Raw genomic sequence first — 723 nt, 5'->3', positions numbered from 1 at the left:
CATTTTTTTTGCAGCTTCACACCAATTTCCAAGCGTCCAATCATGGCAACATTGTTGAGTACAGCTTCAGAGACTGGGAAGATATCACCAGCAATATAAATCTTGCCATCCGTTAAAGTGACGGTCCTTGTGTCTTTGTTGACAAAAGCATCAGCCCGTTCAACGCGGTCTCCTTCTTTTGCAACAAGGCGCCCCAAGCGGTCATGCCGCCCCCTGATGATGGTTTGAACCTCATTGAGTTCACCACTTTGAATAAAGGGACGCGTGCCATAAAAGACAACGCTTTGTTGTTCCTCTTTGCCGCGAGATCTGTCAATTGCAAAGGGTAAACCACTTTCATGCTTCATATTAAAACCTCAATAAAATCTTGAATTGTTCGCGAACATCGGCACGCAAAGGAATATTGATGGGTGTTTTGAGTATCTCTACACCACCATTTAGTTCATTGGCATCACACCAAAGTTTGCCAAAGGGGATATCAAGAGGGGGGATATCAAGGGGGACATCTTGTTTGGGAATGCCGTGAACGAGAATGGAAACAAATGCTGCTTGTTTCCCATCAACATCGTGAAAGTCTGTGCGTGCTGCCAGAAAAAGCGCCGTGCCCATCGAGGAGGGCTGGAATCTGCCGCCACAATGGCTGTAAACACCATCCAAAGCTTGTTCGACAGGCGCTACAGCATAGCATCTGCGATACCCAATCACGCTATTTTGGCTGTCTCT

At 46.6% G+C, this 723-nt stretch carries 1 protein-coding gene and 1 pseudogene; both read right to left on the bottom strand.

Translation table 11 applies throughout. The features are described from left to right. Window positions 1-347, bottom strand: a 347-nt coding sequence (locus ACFIJZ_RS10010) for a DUF4815 domain-containing protein (protein ID WP_375632015.1), incomplete at its 3' end; no start/stop codon positions are given. A gap of 1 nt (window position 348) precedes the next feature. Next, a pseudogene (locus ACFIJZ_RS10005) lies at window positions 349-723 on the bottom strand (phage tail protein); the annotation flags it as partial.

Source organism: Bartonella sp. CL70QHWL, from assembly GCF_042194855.1.
Taxonomy (GTDB): Bacteria; Pseudomonadota; Alphaproteobacteria; order Rhizobiales; family Rhizobiaceae; genus Bartonella.
The sequence above is the reverse complement of the archived record's forward strand: the minus strand, read 5'-3'. Positions and strand labels throughout refer to the sequence as shown.